The following is a 16,715-nucleotide window of genomic DNA, read 5'->3' as shown; positions in this document are numbered from 1 at the left end:
TACGCAAACAAAAAGGAGAACCCTGGGGTTCTCCTTTTTACTTTTGCTCATCACAAACTATCGTAGGCGGCTTCCACTTTCATCAAATGGCGCGGCGCCTGCGGAGCGGGGTGGTATTTGCGCACGTGCCAGTTAAAGGCTTCCGGCGACAGGTTGTTGATCATCGCGATGGCCTGCTGACGGTTGCTGGAGAAGGTGCGCAGTAGCGCGCCGGTGCCGTTGACGTAGGCGATGATGGTGGCGTAGCGCAGCGTAACAGGGTTCGTGATCCCTTTAAGCTGCTGTTTTTGCAAGGTGGCCAGGTAGGCGGCGCCGAGATCGATATTGGTGTCGGGATCCCGCAGGTCGTCAGCGTCCGGGCAACCGCGTTTGCCTTTGTAGCGGTAGGCATCGCAGCCGGCGGTATCGGCTTTCAGCTGCATCAGGCCGATAGCGTTGGATTTGCTCACCGCCGCGGGGTTGAAGCCGGACTCCACCTGGATCATGGCGGTGATCAGCTTGGCGTCCACGCCGTATTCGCTGGCGGCGTCTTTAATGGCGCTATCGAAAGCGTGGCGATCGTAGCTGACGCGCTGTTTCTTGCCGGCGCAACCCGCCAGCACCAGCATGACGCAAAGCATGCCCAGCCGTAACCCGTGTGAGAAAGAGAATTTCATGGTGCTCCGTGCTTGTCTGTTTTTTTAACGGCGTTAACCGGCGGGCGAGGCCTCCGGCGTCGTCATCATAACGTCAGGCGGCGCAAGGGAGCAATGCGCGGGAAGGAAAAGCCCCCTCCGACGGGAGAGGGCTTGGGGAGGGGTTACAGGGTATCCGGATCCGGCCCGAGGCGGTTGCCGACGTCCAGCTTGGCGATCTCGCCCAGTTCGTCCTTATCGAGTTTGAAATCAAACACCTCGAAGTTTTCGCGGATGCGCGACGGCGTGACCGATTTCGGGATCACGATAAGGCCGCTGTCCAGGTGCCAGCGCACCACGATCTGCGCCGGGGTTTTCTCGTATTTCTCGGCCAGCGCCTTGATCAGCGGCTGGTCGAACACCCCTTTACCGCCCTGCGCCAGCGGGCTCCAGGATTCGGTGGCGATATGGTGCGTGGCGTTCCAGGCGCGCAGCTGGCGCTGTTGCAGCAGCGGGTGTAGCTCTATCTGGTTGACGACCGGCGCCACGTTGGTTTCATCCAGCAGGCGCTGCAGGTGCGGCGTATGGAAGTTGCATACGCCGATGCTTTTGACCAGGCCTTGATCGCGCAGCTTGATCAGTTCGCGCCAGGCGGAGACGTATTGATCTTGCTGCGGGCGCGGCCAGTGGATCAGGTACAGATCCACATAGTCCAGCCTGAGTTTTTCCAAACTGGTTTCCAGCGCCGCCAGTGGATCGCCCTGATCGTCGTTCCACAGCTTGGTGGTGATGAACAGCTCGCTGCGCGGCAGCGAGCTGGACTGCAGTGTGGCGCCGACGCCTTCCTCGTTCTTGTAGATCGCGGCGGTGTCGATGGAGCGGTAACCGATCTCCAGCGCTTTGCTCACCGCGCGGGTGGTCTCTTCAATACTCGCCTGCCAAACGCCGAGACCCAACTGCGGCATCAGATTACCATCGTGGAGTTTGATGATGGGTTGTTGCGTTGTCATGCGCATCTCCTTGTGTACGGATTGCGGCGCCTGCGGCACCGAAACGGCTATAGATAAATTCTAGTTGGCAAAATGGGCGGTTGCCGGGTTTGCCAGCCTAATTTCAGCGGTGGCGGGAGGGCGACTTTCTCCCCGCTCTCCCTGTGAATGAGCGGTAAGACGGGTGGTGCGAAACGATCGGCGGCACCCGACGGCACCCGGTGATCGGCCGGGCGTCGGATGCGGCGAAAAATGGCTGGCGGAGACTAAAGCCTAGCAAAAAATCGCCGTTTTGCGATTAACGCGCCGCTTCGTAAATGCGGCGGCTGACGTCCAGGGTGATGTCCTGATGCTCGCCCAGGGCGGTCATGCCGTGCTGATGCAGCTTGTCGAGCAGCGCCGGAATGCTGCTGCCGTCGAGCTGATAATCTGCCATGCGGGTCGGTACGCCCATCTGCTCGAAGAAGGCGCGAGTGGCGGCGATGGCGCCGTCGATACGGCTGTCTTCGCTGCCTTCGCGCAGGCCCCAGACGCGGTCAGCGTACTGCAGCAGTTTTTCGCGCTTCTGCGCTTTCTTCTCGTGCAGCAGCGCCGGCAGTACGATGGCCAGCGTTTGCGCGTGGTCGAGATCGTGCATGGCGGTCAGCTCGTGGCCCAGCATGTGGGTCGCCCAGTCCTGCGGCACCCCGGCGCCGATCAGGCCGTTCAGCGCCATGGTGGCGCTCCACATCACGTTGGCGCGCACCCCATAGTTTTCCGGTTCGGCCAGCGCGCGCGGGCCGTCTTCCAGCAGGGTCAGCAGCAGGCCTTCGGCGAAGCGATCCTGCACTTTGGCGTCCACCGGGTAGGTCAGGTACTGCTCCAGGGTGTGCACGAAGGCGTCAACCACGCCGTTGGCGATCTGGCGCGGCGGCAGCGAGTAGGTCACCACCGGATCCAGTACGGCGAAGCGCGGCTGCACCAGCGGCGAGAAGAAGTGCTGCTTGTCGCCGCTGCTTTTACGGGTGATCACCGCGCCGCTGTTGGATTCGGAACCGGTGGCCGGCAGTGTCAGCACGCAGCCCATCGGCACTGCGTCGGCGATGTGGCTGCCGACGGTCTGCAGGATATGCCAGGCGTCGCCGTCGGCGGTGTAACGCGCGGCGGCGGCGATGAACTTGGTGCCGTCAACCACCGAACCGCCGCCGACCGCCAGCAGGAAATCGATGTTTTCCGCCTTCACCACTTCGACCGCTTTCATCAGCGTTTCGTAGGTCGGGTTCGGCTCGATGCCGGAGAACTCCCGCACGTCGCGGCCGGCCAGCGCGCTGTACACCTGATCCAGCACGCCGTTTTTCTTCACGCTGCCGCCACCGTAGGTGATCAGAATGCGTGCGTCCGCCGGGATCTGGCCGGCCACTTCGGCAATTTGGTCCTTGCCGAACAGGATTTTGGTTGGGGTATGCAGAATGAAGTTTTGCATGGATGATTTCTCTCTTTCTGTCAGGCGGGCGCCAACGTGGCGCAAAGGTTTCTGGCCCGTATTGTCAGGAACCTGGCGGCAACGCACAATGCACATTCCTGTTTGGTTCTTGCCTATTCCTACAAGTCGCTGTAGAAATGGCGAGTTTTAAATTATTATTTATGCCGAATCGTTCTGACTGTAAGAGGGTGTTTCCGTGATTGAAATCGATGCGCAGCGCAGCCGCATGGCGCACCAGGCGATGGCTATCGCCACCGGCAACGGCTACACGCCGTCACCGGTGCCGCGGGTAAAGATCCTGTATGTCGATCGCCACAGCCCGCGCCAACCGGTGATGTACGAGCCGGGGATCGTGATTGTCTTTCAGGGGCACAAGGTGGGCTATTGCGGCAACAAGATGTTCCAGTACGATCCGCGCAACTACCTGCTGATGACGGTGCCGCTGCCGTTCGAGTGCGAAACCTTCGCCAGCCCGGAACTGCCGCTGGTTGGGTTGGCGGTCAATATCGATACCCAAATGCTGCAGGACTTGCTGATCGACATCGGCGACGACGACTACCTGATGCAACCGCGGGCGGAGAGCAACGGGGTGAACCTGGCCGAGCTGACGGAAGAGCTGCTGTGCGCCACCGAACGCCTGCTGGACGTGATGGCCAAGCCGCTCGATGCCCGGGTGCTGGGGCCGCAGATCGTGCGCGAAATCCTCTACTACGTGCTGCGCGGCACCTGCGGCGCGTCGCTGCAGGAGCTGGTCAACCGCCATACCCACTTTAGCCAGATCGCCAAGGCGTTACGGCGCATAGAAAATCAATATGCCGACAACCTCAACGTCGAGCAGTTGGCCAGCGAGGTCAACATGAGCGTCTCGGCGTTCCACCACAACTTCAAGGCGGTGACCAACACCTCGCCGCTGCAATACGTGAAGTCGTACCGGCTGCATAAGGCGCGCCTGTTGATGGTGCATGACGGCCTGAAGGCCAGCACGGCGGCGATCCGCGTCGGCTACGAGAGCGCGTCGCAGTTCAGCCGTGAATTCAAGCGCCTGTTCGGCATGACGCCGAGCGATGAAATCGCCCGGCTGCGCGACGCCAACCCGCTGCTGCTGGAGGGCTGAACCGCGTTTACGGGGTCAGGACGATCTTGCCGAACGGCCCGCGATCGAGGTGATCCAACGCCTGCGGCAGTTGATCGAAACGGTAGACCTGGTCGATCACCGGCTGCAGGTTGACGGCGTCCACGGCGCGCACCAGATCTTCCAGCGCGCGGCGGTGGCCGACGCCGATGCCCTGGATCTCCGCCGATTTCAGCAGTAGCAGGCCGGCGGGGGCGGAAATCTCGGCGCCCGCCAGCACGCCGATCACCGAGATGCGGCCGCCCACCGCCACGGCGCGTACCGAGTTGCCCAGATTCGGGCCGCCGACGGTGTCGATCACATGGTCGATGCCGCGATCCTGCGTCAGCGCATAAATTGCTTCCACCCAATCGCCGTTCAGTCGGTTGATGCCGTGACTGGCGCCCAGCGCCTGGGCACGCGCCAGCTTTTCATCGCTGCCGGAGGTCACATACACCTCGGCGCCGTGCGCTTTGGCGATTTGCAGCGCGAACAGCGCCACCCCGCCGGTGCCTTGCACCAGCACCGTCTCGCCGGCATGCAGCTTGCCTTGCTCCACCAGCGCGAACCAGGCAGTTAGCCCGGCGCACGGCAGGGTGCTGGCCTGCACGTCGTCCAGCGACGCCGGCGCCGCCACCAGCCAATCCTCATGCAAAATCACATATTCCGCCAGCACGCCCTGATAGAAACCGCCGAGGGTGTGGTAAGGCACCTGGCGTGCATCGCCGTACGGTTTTTGCCGGCCGTCGAGCCAGCCGGGGCTGAAGGTGGAGATGACCCTGGCGCTGGGTTGGAAACGGCTGACGCCGGGGCCGATAGCGTCGACCTCGCCGGCCATGTCCGAGGCGGGGGTGAACGGCTGCGGCAGCGTCAGCCCCATGCCGTTTTCGATCATCAGCTTGTCGCGGTAGTTGAGCGCTACCGCTTTCACTTTCACTCTGATTTCGTGTGGCCCCGGCTGCGGGATCGCGTCGGCGGTCAACCGCAGGTGTTCACGCCCCAGGGCGTCCATCGTCCAGTGTTGCATCGTGTCGGTCATGATGTTCTCCAAAGTCAGCGATTAACGACCGGTCGATAATATCGTTGATGGAGGTTCGCCAGTGGCGATAAGATTTCCGAAGATTGTTTCTTTCAGGGCGACAAATCATGAGCGATCGATTGAGCGGCATTTCGGTATTTGTCACCGCCGTGGAGGCGGGCAGTTTTGCGTTGGCGGCCAGCCGGCTGCACCTGTCGCGTTCGGCGGTGGGGAAAACCATCGCCCGGCTGGAACAGCGGCTGGGCGTGCGGCTGTTTCATCGCACCACCCGCAGCCAGAGCCTGACCGACGACGGCGCGTTATTCTATGAGCGCTGCCTGCGGGCGCTGGAGGAGATCCGCAGCGCGGAAACGCTGCTGGAGTCGGGCAAGCGACAGGTCAGCGGCCGGCTGCGGGTATCGATGCCGGTGCTGTTTGGCCGCATGTGCATTGCGCCGCTGTTGACCGAGCTGACGCGCGAGCACCCGGGCCTGGAGCTGGAGCTGTCGTTCAACGATCGGGTGGTGGATCTGATTGAGGACGGCTTCGACATGGCGATCCGCAACGGCACGCTGGCCAACAGCGGCGGGCTGGTGGCGCGTCGCATCGGCGATCATCGCATGACGCTGTGCGCCTCGCCGGCCTATCTGCAGCGGTGCGGCGAGCCGCACAGCATCGAACAGCTGGCGCAGCATGAGGCGGTGACCTATATGCGCGCCGGTGCGCGGCGCAGCTGGTTGGTATTGGATAGCGACGGCAAGCCGCAGGAAGTGATGCCGACTAACCGGCTGCAAATGGACGATCTGCAGGCGATTGCGGATGCGGCGACGGCGGGGTTCGGCATTGCCTGGCTGCCGTGCTGGCTGGTGCGTGAGCAGCTGTTGAGCGGGGCGCTGGTGCGCTTGCTGCGCGACCGGCCGGGCGCCGCCTTTGAAGCGCATGCGGTGTGGCCGCACACGCCTCACCTGCCGCTGAAGGTGCGGCTGGCGGTGGATACGCTGGTGAGCAAGTTGCCCGCCAGTCTGGCGTTGGTCGAGAAGGCGCTGTAGCGCGCCGGGCTCAGGAGGAGGCGCGCTTTTTACGCCAAATGACCAGCATGGCGCCCAGCAGGCCGACGAACAGCAGCAGCAGCGGCAGCAGCATCAGGCCGGTCATCACCTGGCTTTCGTAGCGCTTCACCAGCGGGATTTGGCTGAAAGCGTAGCCGAGGCCCACCAGCGCGCAAACCCAGATCGCCGCGCTCAGCCAGTTGAACACCTGGAAGCGTGAGCTGTTGAGCCCGGAAATGCCGGCCATGGTCGGCAGCAGCGTGCGCACGAAGCCGAGGAAGCGGCCGATCAGCAGCGCCGTCAGCCCGTGGCGGTTGAACAGGTTATGCGCGCGTTGGTGATATTGCGCCGGCAGCTGCAGCAACCAGCCCTTCACCAGGCCGGTGTGGCCCAGCCAGCGGCCCTGGATATAGCTCAGCCAGCAGCCGAGGCCGGCGGCGGCGGTCAGAATCAGCAGGGTGGGGGCAAAGCCCATCACGCCTTTGGCGATCAGCGCACCCGACAGCAGCAGCAAGCTGTCGCCGGGGAGGAAGGAGGCGGGCAGCAGTCCGTTTTCCAAAAACAGAGTGGTGAAAAGTACGGCGTAAACCACCCAAATTACGCTTGGATCGGCGAGGGCAATAAAGTCCTGCTGCCAAAGCGCATGAATAATCTCTCGTAATACATCCATTTTATGTCCTGTTGCATGCCGGTTGCGCCCGGGGTCACGTTCTCCAGGGTGCGGCGGTTACCGTATCTGACAGTTACCCGGATAGTGTACCGCTAATAGCTTAAGCCGACATTAAACGAGACGAAGAAAATTAGCGGAATCCGCCTTAGCGCACGCCGTTGAGGCGATCGAAACCGGCCGCCAGATCGGCGATCAGGTCTTCGACGTTCTCCAGGCCGATGTGCAGGCGCACCAGCGTGCCGGAGAAATCGACGCCGCCCGCCGGACGGATCGCTTCCAGCTCTTCCGGCTGGTTGGCCAGGATCAGCGACTCGAAGCCGCCCCAGGAGTAGGCCATGCTGAAGTGACTGAAGTTGTCCAGGTAGGCGGCCAACTGCGCATCGTCCAACCGCTCTTTCAGCACGAAGGAGAACAGCCCGTTGCAGCCGCTGAAGTCGCGGCGGTAGAACTCGTGGCCCTTGCAGCTGGGCAGGGCCGGGTGATTGACCGTCGCCACTTCCGGCCGTGCCGCCAGCCAGTGGGCGACTTCGATGCTGCTGCGTTCGTGCTGCTTCAGGCGCACGCTCAGGGTGCGCAGGCCGCGGCTCGCCATGTAGGCGGTGTCGGCATCCACCATTTGCCCCATCAGGTAGGAGTACTCGCGCAGCCGATCCCAACAGCGCGCGTTGGCGACGGCGGTGCCGAGCATGTAATCGGAATGGCCGATCAGGTATTTGGTGCCGGCCTGAATCGAAATGTCGATGTCGAAATCCAACGCCTTGAACAGCACGCCCGCCGCCCAGGTATTGTCGATCATGATCACCACCTCCGGCGCCACGGCGCGAATGGCCTGCACCATCGCCGGAATGTCCTGCACTTCCAGGGTGATGGAGCCGGGGGATTCCAGGAACACCACGCGGGTATTGGGTTGGATCAGCGTGGCGATGTCGGCGCCGATCAGCGGATCGAAATAGGTGGTGCTGACGTTCATGCGGCCGAGGATATGGGTGCAGAAATCCTGGGTCGGTTCGTACGCCGAACCCGTGACCAGCAGGTGATCGCCGGCGCCGACGAACGACAGGATCGCATTGGCCACCGCCGCTGCGCCGCAGGGGTACAGCACGCAGCCGGCGCCGCCCTCCAGCTCCACCATCGCATCCTGCAGGGCAAAGTGGGTCAGCGTGCCGCGTCGGCCGTAAAACAGCTCGCCGTGGGCGCGCTGCGCGGTGGCATGCTTTTTGGCGGCGACGGAGTCGAAAACCAAAGAAGAGGCGCGTTGCGTGACGGGATTGACGGAGCCCTGGGTGTAGCGTTTGCCGCGGCCGGCGCCGATCAGCGTGGTTTCGATGTGTTTTGACGTCATGGTACCTGGCTCACCTCTGGTTGCTCTGCACGTGCCCGTTTACGATAGCCCTTACGTTAGCATGAGTTAATATAGCCATCCAGACGTTTTAACTTCCAGATACAGAAACGGCTATAATTGGCTGCCGGGCGCGCCTTTCTCGCCTCATCCTTCTGCCGGGGGGCGAGAGAGAAGCCCATTCCTCGGTCAAGACGCCGTTCGGCAGCGCGGCGTTGTTGCGCCGTTGTGGGAGAAAAGTAACGAAATAACCCCATAAAAGGGGCGTTTGGCGGTGAACGGGCGCGGATTGGCGCTTTGCGGCGGGGCTGGCTAAAATTTTCTCGTTTATTTGGTAAATAATAATGAGAACTACTATCAATCCCCGGTTGGTTTGATATGATCGCACGCTGAATTATTCCTTAATTTTGATCGGTAATGGGTGGAGGCACAGCGTGAAAACGGCTGGCAAGAATTTAAATCAAGGATCGTTCGGCCAGGGCCGGGCGCAGTGGGGCAAGGCCTTCGGCCGCAGCCTGATGGCTTCTATGGTGCTGGTCGTGGGGCTGGCCGGCAGTGCGCAGGCAGCGCCGGCGGCCAATCCGGCCGTTACCGAAAGCGTTGCGCCGACCAGCGCGCCTGCACCTGCTGCAGCCGCCGCGCCGGAGAGCATCACGCCGGTGAACCCGGCGCCAACGATCCAGCCACCGGAAACCCGCGGCATGGACCTGTCCGTTTGGGGCATGTACCAGCACGCCGACGCGGTGGTGAAAGCGGTAATGATCGGCCTGGTGCTGGCCTCGATCGTGACCTGGACCATTCTGTTCTCCAAAGGCAGCGAACTGCTGCGCGCCAAGCGCCGTCTGCGCCGCGAACAGCTGGCGCTGGCCGAAGCGCGCTCGTTGGATGAAGCCTCCGAGCTGGCGCAAAACTTCGGCTCGGAAAGCGTCAGCGCGGTGTTGCTGAACGATGCGCAAAATGAGCTGGAGCTGTCTGCGGAATCTAACGACAACAACGGCATCAAGGAACGCACCGGTTTCCGCCTCGAGCGCCGCGTGGCGGCCTACAGCCGCAACATGGGCCGCGGCAACGGTTTCCTGGCTACCATCGGCGCCATCTCGCCGTTCGTCGGCCTGTTCGGCACCGTGTGGGGCATCATGAACAGCTTCATCGGCATCGCCCATTCGCAGACCACAAACCTGGCGGTCGTGGCGCCGGGCATCGCAGAGGCGCTGCTGGCGACCGCGCTGGGCCTGGTCGCGGCGATCCCTGCCGTCGTTATCTACAACATCTTCGCCCGCGTCATCAGCGGCCACCGTGCCCAGGTGGGCGATGTGGCGGCGCAGGTCTTGCTGCTGCAGGGCCGCGATCTGGATCTGGCCGCGACGGCGGAAGCCAAGCGCTCACAGCACGCACACCAACTGCGGGCGGGGTGAGTCATGGCGATGCGCTTAAATGAAGATCTGGACGACAGCGGCGAACTGCATGAAATCAACGTGACGCCGTTTATCGACGTCATGTTGGTGCTGTTGATCATCTTTATGGTGGCCGCGCCGTTGGCAACGGTAGATATTCGCGTCGATCTACCGGCTTCTTCCGCCAAACCGCAGCCGCGGCCGGAAAAACCGGTGTTCCTGTCGGTGAAGGCCGACAAGCAGCTCTACGTTGGCGATCAGCCGGTGAATGCCGATCAGCTGACTTCGGTGCTGGATCAACGCACTCAGGCGAACAAAGAAACCACCATCTTCTTCCAGGCGGACAAGAGCGTGGACTATGAAACGCTGATGAGCGTGATGGACACCCTGCGTAAAGCCGGCTACCTGAAAGTGGGGCTGGTGGGCATGGAAGGCGCCGCCAAGTAGCGGCAGCAAAACGATAAAGGGCGCTCAGGCGCCCTTTTTTATTGATTCAGAAATATCACTCCCCGGCCAACAACGCCCGGGAACCGGCATGACGCCAGTGGATGCGGCCCGGCAGATAAAGCGCATGCTGTTCCAGCGGCCGCTCGTCGATGAGCGCGGTAACCTGGTCGAAGCTATGCTGCGCCAGCGCCCGGCAGTCTTGCGCGACCGTGTCTATCTTCAGCGTCATGCAATCGAACAGGTAGTGATCGTCGAAGCTGCACAGGTGGATGTCGCTCTCCATCAGCTGATGCTGCGTCAGATAACGCAACACCCCTTCCAGCAGGCCACAGGCGGCGGTGAACAGCGCTTTGGGCGGACGCCCCAGCTGTGCGCACAGCTGAGCGAACATCTCGTAACCTGAGCTGGGGTGGTAGCTGCCGTTGATGATCCATTCCGGTTTGCACGTTACGCCGGCGCGCTCCAGGCCAAGCTGGAAGCCGGCCAGCCGATCGCGGGTCGGTGAAATGCGCGGCTGCCCGCCGAGAAAATAGATCTCATCCGGATGTTGGCGCGCGACCTTTTCCACCAGGTCGGCGGTCGCATTAACCGAATCGGTGATCACCAGCGGCAGCTCGGAACCGGCGATCAGGCGGTCCATCTGCACCACCGGCAGCCCGACGTTGATCTTCTGGTATTCCGCGTCGTTCAACTGGCTGGAGGCGACGATCAGGCCGTCGACCTGCCGTTGCACCAGACTGTTCACCGCCATCATCTCCTGCGCCGGGTTTTCATCGGTGCAGGCGATCAACAGCTGCAGACCGGCTTCGCGGCACAGCGTTTCCAGCTCGCGCGAGATCACCGCAAAGCCGTAGTTGGTCATCTCCGGTACCACCAGCCCCAGCGTGTGGCTGCGGTTGGAGCGCAAAGAGCGGGCGTGGATGCTGGGCTGATAATGGTGTTCGTGCGCCAGCGCCAGAATGCGATCGCGGGTGTCGTCGGACACCCGGTATTCCTTGCTGCGGCCGTTCAGCACCAGGCTGGCGGTCGATTTCGACACCCCGGCCAGCGTGGCGATGTCACTGATGGTAATGCGTTTATTTTTTTTCACTGACGCCATCTGAAGTCATCGGAGGATGCGTCATTCTAGCATGCATGGCGTCAGCGGCCAGTATTCCAACGCCAGCGCTGCGCTCCCGTTCAGCCGCAGTTGCGGTTCACCTGCCGGGAAGTAGCGCGCGCTCATCACCGCCTCGCCGTGGTTGATGAAGATTTCCACGCTGGAGCGATCGAACAGCAGCTGCAGATGCGTGACCGGGCCGCGCCAGTAACGGTGCTCCGGCCGGCCGTCGGCCAGAGAGGTGCGCGTCAGCTGCAGCCGCTCGCCGTCCCAGCTCAGCGTCATCGCGTCGCCAAAGGCGGCGCTGAACGCACCCTGCGGCGTCAGCTGCAGCTCCGCGGCGCCCAGCGCATAGGTGGGGGCGTCATCGGCGCGGCCTCGCCAGTCTTCTCGCTCGCCGCGCAGCTGTTGCAACTCGCGCGCCGGGCGCTGGTGGAGGCGGCCATGCCGCAGCGACAGCTCGCGTGGGCAGGTCATGGTATGGATCCAGCCATAACGGCGCGTCGGATGGGCTTCTTCATCTTGCTCGGGCACGCCCATCCAGGCGAACAGCAGGCGGCGGCCATCTTCCGCCAGCGTTGTCTGGGGCGCGTAGAACTCGAAGCCGGCGTCCAGCTCGTGAAATTCGTCGTGGCTGAAGGCCGCCTGCCGATAATCCAGCTTGCCGAGCAGATAACCGGCCTGATAACGGTTGAGGTAGCGTTCCGGCTGCGGCGCCAGCCCCTGCGGGCAGCAGATCAACACGTCGCCGCCGTCCAGCGAGAACAGATCCGGGCATTCCCACATGTAGCCGAATTCGCCCAGGCCGTTCAGGCCGGAACCGGCGATCTCTCCCAGCGCTTGCCAGTCGCGCAGATCGCTGGAACGCAGCAGCAACACCTTGCCGCGATCCTGCAAGTCACGCGCGCCGAGCACCATGTACCAGGCATCCTGATGACGCCACACTTTCGGGTCGCGTACGTGGCCGCTGTAGCCCTCCGGCAGCGGCAGCACCGGCCCGAGTTTGCGGTATTCGCCCCGATCGCTTGCCTGAGCCAGGCATTGGTAAGCGGTGCGTGAGCCGTCGGGGAATTTCACGTTGCCGGTATAGATCAGCGTGATTTTGTCTTCCGCCACCACCGCCGAGCCGGAGTAACAGCCGTGGCTGTCGTAACAGGCGCCCGGTGCCAGGGCGAGCGGCTGATGTTCCCAATGCACTAAATCGATCGACTGCCAGTGTCCCCAGCACTTGTTGCGATGATCGCAGCCCAGCGGATTCCACTGATAGAACAGGTGATAAACGCCGTTGTGCTGGATAAAGCCGTTGGGATCGTTCAGCAGGCCAACGCTGGGCGCCAGATGCCAGGCCGGGCGGTGCGGATCGCGCTGCGCGAGTGGCTGGCCGTTCATGACCGCCCGCAGTGCCTGTTTGATTAAGCTGAGTTCTTCCATCATTGCGCGTCCGTGTTGTATTTCAGCAGCAGGGAGAGCACGAAGGCGCTGCCAAAAGCGATTGCCAGGCCGAGGATATAGCTGACCAGCGAACTGGCCTGCACGATCGCCATGCCGGGGATCGCCGTCAGCCCGACCGCGTTCATGCCGACATGGTTGGCCACCACCCAGGCGCCGCCGAGCGCGCCGCCCGCCAGCGCCGCCAGGAAAGGCTTCACGAAGCGCAGGTTGATGCCGAACAGCGCCGCCTCGGTGATGCCGAGCATGGCGGAAAAGGCTGAAGGCACCGCGATGGCTTTGATTTTGGCGTCGCGGGTTTTGAAATACACCGCCAGGCAGGCGCCGCCCTGAGCGATGTTGGCCATCGACCAGATCGGCAGCAGGAAGTTGACGCCGATATTGGGGTTGCCGAGCAGCCCGGCCTCTACCGCATGGAAACTGTGGTGAATGCCGGTGATGACGATAGCGGAATAGAGGCCACCGAACAGCAGCCCGGCGAACCACCCGGCATGGGCAATCAGCGTGCTGAGCACGAAGGAGATGCCGTCGCCCAGCGCCCGGCCGGCGGGGCCGATAAACAGCAGGGCGACAAAGCCTGAGATGACCACCGTCAGGAACGGCGTCAGGATCAGATCGAGCGCGTTGGGGATCACCTTGCGCAGCCGCTTTTCCAGCACGCTCATGAACCACACCGTCAGCAGCACCGGGAACACGGTGCCCTGATAGCCGATCATGGCGATGTCCAGACCGAAGAAGTTCATGGTGTGGAACCCTCCGGCGACGCCCCAGGCGTTGGTCAGCGCCGGATGCGTCAGAATGCCGCCGAGCGTGGCGCCCAGGTAGGGGTTGCCACCGAATTCGCGTGCGGCGGTGAAGCCGATCAGAATCGGCAGGATAATGAACGCCGCCGAGCTGAACATATCCAGCATGATGAACAGCGCGCTGTTGGCATCGGCCCAGCCATAGGTTTTCACCATGCCGAGCAGCCCCATCAACAGGCCGGACGCGACGATCGCCGGGATGATCGGCACGAAGATGTTCGACAGCAGGCGGGCGATGCGCTGCAGCGGGTTGAGCTTTTTCGCCGCAATATCGGCGGCTTCGGCCTTGCTGGATTCGCTAACGCCCGCCGCCTTGATGAATTCCGCATGCACCTTGTTGACCAGCCCGGTGCCGAAGATCACCTGGATCTGACCGGCGTTGCTGAAGCAGCCTTTGACGCCGTCCAGTTTGCCGATGGCCTCTTTATCCACTTTGCTGTCGTCCACCAGTACCAGGCGCAGGCGCGTGGCGCAGTGGGCGGCGCTGGCGATATTCTCTTTACCGCCGAGCAGTGGCAACAGCGCGTTGGCGGTTGCGGTAATGTCCATGTTGTCCCCTTGCTAAATAAAAATGCCGCTGCGCAGTTTGCGGCGCAGCGACGTGAATCGATGTCAGAAGAAATATTTGAATCTGGCGCGCATGCCGTAACGCTGGTCGTTGTCGCCGTTGGCTATCTTGTTGTCGGCGTTGGCTTCCAGCAGCGAGACATAGGCCCCCAAATACAAATTGAAATTCTTCATATTCATAATGTTAGGTATCTGATACGACGCATGAACGGTGTGGATGTCGTAGTTGCCCGGTTCGCTGAGCGGGTTGTGGATATCGGCGGCGATCCCGGCGGTATTGAACTCTTTGATATTGTTATGGGCATAGATATAACCCAGTTCGAAGCGCCGCCACAGCACGTTCACGCCGGCGGTGAAGTCTTGCTCGCCTGACGCATCCAGATAGGCGGTGCTCAGGTTGGCCACCACGCCGTTGTCCGGATCGGCGGCGCTGTTGTTCCAGCTCATCGTCATGCCGTAGCCGTTGCGCTTGGACTGATCGACGAAGCGGCCCTGGCCGTCCTGATAACCGTAGGCGTTATTCACCACGTTGCTTTCCATTGCCGCTGCGATGCTGAAGGCGTCTTTTTTCCAGGCGATCACCGGGCGCAAATAGGCGACGTTTTTCTTATTGTTCAGGGCGTTGCCGTGGTAGCTGTTGTCCTGGAACAGCGAAGTGCCGTCCTCCACCAGCGTGTTCAGCTCGAAATAGACATCACCGGCGTATTTGCTCAACATCAGGTTGCCGCCGCTGCTGCTGCGGCCGCGGCCTTCTTTCATCATGTAGATATAGCCGAAGCCGTCGGCGTACAGATCGTTGGCGGTATTGCCGGAGTATTGAATGAAGGTGTCCTGATTCAGCGGGAACATGTCGTAGGCTTCAAAGCGGCCGATTTTGGTTTGCCAGTTCTTTTCATTGCCGAAGAAGAAGGCGGCGTCGTCCAGGTTCATTTTGCCGGTCATGTCCGCCAGCGGCTGCACGCTGAAGCCGGAGAAGTTGCCGTCCTGATTGCGGCGGTAGCCGTCCAGCCCGACCAGAATGCGGCCGTTGATATCCCAACGCTCTTTGTTGCCGGGCTTCCAGTCCTTGTGGTCGCTGCCTTTCAGCGACGTCAGTTGGCCGCTGCGGCTGGCGCCGTCCAGGTTGAACTCCACGTCGCCGTACAGCTTCAGATCGTTGAAGCCGTTCAGTTTCAGTGCGCCGGTCGGGGCAATCGGCGTAGCGGCATGCTGCGCAATCTGCGCGGTTTGCCGTTCGGTGTTGGCGGTGCGTTGTTCCAGCTGTTGCGCCCGGCGTTCCGCCGCCGTTGCGCGGGTTTCAGCCTGTGCGGCGCGCCGTTCCGCCTGCGCCAGACGTTGTTCCAGGGCGTTGAGGCGCGCCTCGATGCCGCCGCTGCCCGAGGCCGCTGCACTGGAAGCGGAGAGGAAAAGCCCTGTTGTTATCGCCAAATAGCTGCGTTTTTTCATCATCGTCTATCATCCGGGTAAGGGTTGTTATTATTGTTTGCTAAATTGCTAAACCGGTTTTTCAAGGCGAAAGATAACGAGAGGGAGGCGAGCTGGCAACTCAGTTAGCTAACCCGATTCAGCTATTGTGATCGAGCGCGCAAATCGTGGGCAAAAGACCACGGCGAACCTGAGGATCGCCGTGGATGCAGAGGATCAACGGAGGAAAGCCGCCAGCTCGTCGGCGTGGGGCAGGGCGGTCATGGCCCCTTTGGCGGTGGTGGCCAGCGCGCCGCAGGCCTGCGCCTGGGCGATAACCGCCGGCCACTGCGCTTCCTGCGGCAATTCGTGAAGGCGTGCCAGCGCCGCTAACAGCCCGGCGACGAAGGCATCGCCGGCGCCGGTGGTATCGACCGGAACGACAGGCGCCGCGCGGAAATGACGCAGCCGTTGGCCGTCATGCACATAGACGCCGTCGCCGCCCAGCGTCACCAGCAGCAGGCGCAGCGGATAGGTTTGCATCATCCAGCGAATGGCGTTCTCCAGATCGTCAAGATGGCTGATGAAAGCCAGCTCTTCGCGCGACAGTTTCACCACGTCCGCCAGCAGCAGCGCCTTTTGCAGGCAGGGGCGCAGCGCTTCCGGCTGGCGCCAGACCTCTTCGCGGATGTTGGGATCGAAACTGACCCGGCCACCGGCCGCCCGGATGCGTTCCATCGCGGCAAAGGCCGCGCTGCGGCTGGGCTCCTGCGAGAGCGCGATGGAGCAGAGGTGCAGCCATTCCCCCCGTTGGAAATCCGGCAGATCGTCAGGCTGCAAAAACAGATCGGCGCTGGGCTGCACCATAAACGTGAATGAGCGCTCACCCTGCAGATCGAGATCCACCACGACCGTGGAGGTGTGGTGTTCGGGGTCTGGCCGCATATGGCCGATATCCACCCCTTCATCGCTCAGCACCTGCTGCAAAAAGGCACCGAAGCCGTCTTGCCCCACCCGCCCGATAAAGGCGCTGTCGCCACCGAGCCGGGCGATCCCCACCGCCACGTTAGCCGGCGCGCCGCCGGGGCATTTGAGATAACCGTTGGCATTTTCCGGCACCAGGTCGATCACGGCGTCGCCCAGTACCCATACGCGATTCATCATGCTTAATCCCTGTTATTAGCCTTGTCAGATGGGTGGCTAAAATAGAAGAACCGGTTTAGCAAGGCAATGAAATAATATCCGACCGTGAGCGAGATCAAAAAAATAGCGGGGGGTGGGGCAGGGAGAAGGTTTTGAG

15 protein-coding genes are annotated in these 16,715 nt (G+C 62.1%); 4 read left to right on the top strand and 11 right to left on the bottom strand.

Annotated features, from left to right (window positions below):
- Positions 1 to 50: 50 nt before the first annotated feature.
- From EKL15_RS11365 to yqhD, 3 genes are all read right to left on the bottom strand, one after another.
- Positions 51 to 656 carry a transglycosylase SLT domain-containing protein gene (locus tag EKL15_RS11365; RefSeq protein WP_060441017.1) on the bottom strand — a complete coding sequence of 202 codons (606 nt, stop codon included), beginning with the start codon at positions 654 to 656 and terminating at the stop codon, positions 51 to 53.
- Between the two features lie 143 nt (positions 657 to 799).
- A complete protein-coding gene (dkgA, locus tag EKL15_RS11360) occupies positions 800 to 1,624 on the bottom strand; it encodes a 2,5-didehydrogluconate reductase DkgA (protein WP_100395896.1) in 825 nt (274 codons plus the stop codon).
- A 277-nt stretch (positions 1,625 to 1,901) separates the two neighbouring features.
- The gene (gene yqhD, locus EKL15_RS11355) at positions 1,902 to 3,065 is read right to left on the bottom strand and encodes an alcohol dehydrogenase (protein ID WP_049196195.1); all 1,164 of its coding nucleotides are present in this window, start codon (positions 3,063 to 3,065) and stop codon (positions 1,902 to 1,904) included.
- A 226-nt stretch (positions 3,066 to 3,291) separates the two neighbouring features.
- On the opposite strand from yqhD, the gene EKL15_RS11350 reads away from it, so the two are divergent.
- A complete protein-coding gene (locus EKL15_RS11350; RefSeq protein WP_232734409.1) occupies positions 3,292 to 4,179 on the top strand; it encodes an AraC family transcriptional regulator in 888 nt (295 codons plus the stop codon).
- 7 nt (positions 4,180 to 4,186) lie between these two features.
- On the opposite strand, the gene EKL15_RS11345 is transcribed toward EKL15_RS11350, so the two are convergent.
- The gene (locus EKL15_RS11345; protein WP_100395898.1) at positions 4,187 to 5,215 is read right to left on the bottom strand and encodes an NAD(P)-dependent alcohol dehydrogenase; all 1,029 of its coding nucleotides are present in this window, start codon (positions 5,213 to 5,215) and stop codon (positions 4,187 to 4,189) included.
- Between the two features lie 107 nt (positions 5,216 to 5,322).
- Between EKL15_RS11345 and EKL15_RS11340 the strand changes: the two genes are divergently transcribed.
- Positions 5,323 to 6,243, top strand: coding sequence for a LysR family transcriptional regulator (locus EKL15_RS11340; RefSeq protein ID WP_100395899.1), 921 nt, complete (start codon positions 5,323 to 5,325; stop codon positions 6,241 to 6,243).
- Positions 6,244 to 6,253: 10 nt separating this feature from the next.
- Here the strand turns inward: EKL15_RS11340 and EKL15_RS11335 are convergent, their stop codons facing one another.
- Positions 6,254 to 6,913, bottom strand: a complete 660-nt coding sequence (locus EKL15_RS11335; protein ID WP_038879412.1) for a DedA family protein — start codon at positions 6,911 to 6,913, stop codon at positions 6,254 to 6,256.
- Between the two features lie 145 nt (positions 6,914 to 7,058).
- On the bottom strand, positions 7,059 to 8,255 hold the full coding sequence (gene metC / locus EKL15_RS11330) for a cystathionine beta-lyase (RefSeq protein WP_038879409.1): 1,197 nt from the start codon (positions 8,253 to 8,255) through the stop codon (positions 7,059 to 7,061).
- A gap of 431 nt (positions 8,256 to 8,686) precedes the next feature.
- On the opposite strand from metC, the gene exbB reads away from it, so the two are divergent.
- Together exbB and exbD are read left to right on the top strand one after the other, a co-directional pair.
- On the top strand, positions 8,687 to 9,667 hold the full coding sequence (gene exbB, locus EKL15_RS11325; protein WP_100395900.1) for a tol-pal system-associated acyl-CoA thioesterase: 981 nt from the start codon (positions 8,687 to 8,689) through the stop codon (positions 9,665 to 9,667).
- A gap of 3 nt (positions 9,668 to 9,670) precedes the next feature.
- Positions 9,671 to 10,093, top strand: coding sequence for a TonB system transport protein ExbD (gene exbD, locus EKL15_RS11320; RefSeq protein ID WP_004937307.1), 423 nt, complete (start codon positions 9,671 to 9,673; stop codon positions 10,091 to 10,093).
- Positions 10,094 to 10,148: 55 nt separating this feature from the next.
- Here exbD and EKL15_RS11315 read toward each other — a convergent pair whose 3' ends face one another.
- The 5 genes from EKL15_RS11315 to EKL15_RS11295 form a co-directional block, all read right to left on the bottom strand.
- Complete coding sequence (locus EKL15_RS11315; RefSeq protein ID WP_060422585.1) at positions 10,149 to 11,192, bottom strand: LacI family DNA-binding transcriptional regulator; 1,044 nt, start codon at positions 11,190 to 11,192, stop codon at positions 10,149 to 10,151.
- Between the two features lie 21 nt (positions 11,193 to 11,213).
- Complete coding sequence (locus EKL15_RS11310; RefSeq protein ID WP_100396074.1) at positions 11,214 to 12,623, bottom strand: sucrose-6-phosphate hydrolase; 1,410 nt, start codon at positions 12,621 to 12,623, stop codon at positions 11,214 to 11,216.
- Positions 12,623 to 13,993, bottom strand: coding sequence for a sucrose-specific PTS transporter subunit IIBC (locus EKL15_RS11305; RefSeq protein ID WP_060422588.1), 1,371 nt, complete (start codon positions 13,991 to 13,993; stop codon positions 12,623 to 12,625). The genes EKL15_RS11310 and EKL15_RS11305 overlap by 1 nt, the downstream gene beginning before the upstream one ends.
- A 63-nt stretch (positions 13,994 to 14,056) precedes the next feature.
- The gene (locus tag EKL15_RS11300) at positions 14,057 to 15,457 is read right to left on the bottom strand and encodes a carbohydrate porin (RefSeq protein WP_100396075.1); all 1,401 of its coding nucleotides are present in this window, start codon (positions 15,455 to 15,457) and stop codon (positions 14,057 to 14,059) included.
- Positions 15,458 to 15,652: 195 nt separating this feature from the next.
- Complete coding sequence (locus EKL15_RS11295; protein ID WP_100395901.1) at positions 15,653 to 16,579, bottom strand: aminoimidazole riboside kinase; 927 nt, start codon at positions 16,577 to 16,579, stop codon at positions 15,653 to 15,655.
- Positions 16,580 to 16,715: the final 136 nt, after the last annotated feature.

Source organism: Serratia sp. 4542 (assembly GCF_016805595.1).
In the GTDB taxonomy this organism is placed as follows: Bacteria; Pseudomonadota; Gammaproteobacteria; order Enterobacterales; family Enterobacteriaceae; genus Serratia; species Serratia nevei.
The sequence above is the reverse complement of the archived record's forward strand: the minus strand, read 5'-3'. Positions and strand labels throughout refer to the sequence as shown.

Bases quoted from the DNA above. Each gene is read 5' to 3' on its own strand.
- exbD (WP_004937307.1), top strand. From the start codon at position 9,671: ATGGCGATGCGCTTAAATGAAGATCTGGACGACAGCGGCGAACTGCAT.
- EKL15_RS11345 (WP_100395898.1), bottom strand. From the start codon at position 5,215: ATGACCGACACGATGCAACACTGGACGATGGACGCCCTGGGGCGTGAA.
- metC (WP_038879409.1), bottom strand. From the start codon at position 8,255: ATGACGTCAAAACACATCGAAACCACGCTGATCGGCGCCGGCCGCGGC.
- EKL15_RS11305 (WP_060422588.1), bottom strand. From the start codon at position 13,993: ATGGACATTACCGCAACCGCCAACGCGCTGTTGCCACTGCTCGGCGGT.
- EKL15_RS11300 (WP_100396075.1), bottom strand. From the start codon at position 15,457: ATGAAAAAACGCAGCTATTTGGCGATAACAACAGGGCTTTTCCTCTCC.
- EKL15_RS11310 (WP_100396074.1), bottom strand. From the start codon at position 12,623: ATGGAAGAACTCAGCTTAATCAAACAGGCACTGCGGGCGGTCATGAAC.
- EKL15_RS11340 (WP_100395899.1), top strand. From the start codon at position 5,323: ATGAGCGATCGATTGAGCGGCATTTCGGTATTTGTCACCGCCGTGGAG.
- EKL15_RS11335 (WP_038879412.1), bottom strand. From the start codon at position 6,913: ATGGATGTATTACGAGAGATTATTCATGCGCTTTGGCAGCAGGACTTT.
- EKL15_RS11350 (WP_232734409.1), top strand. From the start codon at position 3,292: ATGGCGCACCAGGCGATGGCTATCGCCACCGGCAACGGCTACACGCCG.
- EKL15_RS11295 (WP_100395901.1), bottom strand. From the start codon at position 16,579: ATGATGAATCGCGTATGGGTACTGGGCGACGCCGTGATCGACCTGGTG.
- EKL15_RS11315 (WP_060422585.1), bottom strand. From the start codon at position 11,192: ATGGCGTCAGTGAAAAAAAATAAACGCATTACCATCAGTGACATCGCC.
- EKL15_RS11365 (WP_060441017.1), bottom strand. From the start codon at position 656: ATGAAATTCTCTTTCTCACACGGGTTACGGCTGGGCATGCTTTGCGTC.
- yqhD (WP_049196195.1), bottom strand. From the start codon at position 3,065: ATGCAAAACTTCATTCTGCATACCCCAACCAAAATCCTGTTCGGCAAG.
- dkgA (WP_100395896.1), bottom strand. From the start codon at position 1,624: ATGACAACGCAACAACCCATCATCAAACTCCACGATGGTAATCTGATG.